The organism is Streptomyces poriferorum, assembly GCF_019399235.1.
GTDB lineage: Bacteria > Actinomycetota > Actinomycetes > Streptomycetales > Streptomycetaceae > Streptomyces > Streptomyces poriferorum.
This window is the reverse complement of the sequence record NZ_JAELVH010000634.1, coordinates 1-775: the sequence shown is the minus strand read 5'-3', so window position 1 is coordinate 775 and position 775 is coordinate 1. Positions and strand designations below refer to the sequence as shown.

The following is a 775-nucleotide window of genomic DNA, read 5'->3' as shown; positions in this document are numbered from 1 at the left end:
ACCATGGTGGGGATCAGCGCGGGCGGCAGGTTGTCGACCACGAACCAGCCGAGGTCCTCCAGACACTTGGCCGCCGTGCTGCGGCCGGCGCCCGACATTCCGGAGATGATCACCAGCTCCGGGATGGCCGCGCTGTCGCCCGTCTCGATCGGGGTGCCCGTACTCACGTCTGCTGCTCCGTCTGCTCGGTCTGTGCGGTCGTGCCCGTGTTCATTCTCGTGCTCGGTCATGTCGTGCTGCCCCCGTCGTCCTCTTCAATGATCTCTCCTGTGGCCGTGTTCACGGCGGGCGTGGCCGGGGCGGCCGCGGCGAGGGCGACAACCACTGATTCCGCCGTCCTGCGGCCTATCCCCGGAACCTCGCAGATCTCGTCGATTGTCGCCTGCCTCAGCTTCTTCACGGAGCCGAAATGCTTGATCAACGCCTGTTTCCGGGTGTCTCCCAGTCCGGTGACCGCGTCCAGGGGGCCGGACCGGATGCGCTTGGCCCGTTTGGCGCGCTGGTAGGTGATGGCGAAGCGGTGTGCCTCGTCGCGGACGCGCTGGAGGAGGTAGAGGCCCTCGCTGGAACGGGGCAGGACCACCGGGTCGTCGTCATCGGGCAGCCAGACCTCTTCCAGCCTCTTGGCCAGACCGCAGACGGCGATGTCGTCGATCCCCAGCTCGTCCAGGGCCCGCTTGGCCGCCGCGACCTGGGGCTGCCCGCCGTCCACCACCAGGAGCTGCGGCGGGTAGGCGAACCGCTTGGGCCGGCCGTCGTCCTCACGGGGCTCGGC

Annotated in this window: 2 protein-coding genes; both read right to left on the bottom strand. The window is 69.0% G+C overall.

From position 1 onward, the window contains the following. Positions 1-230 (bottom strand): RNase adapter RapZ (locus tag JGS39_RS40160; protein ID WP_308121019.1); only part of this gene is annotated, 230 nt, incomplete at its 3' end. After that, positions 227-775 (bottom strand): helix-hairpin-helix domain-containing protein (locus JGS39_RS40155; RefSeq protein WP_236066169.1); only part of this gene is annotated, 549 nt, incomplete at its 5' end. The genes JGS39_RS40155 and JGS39_RS40160, both read right to left, overlap by 4 nt.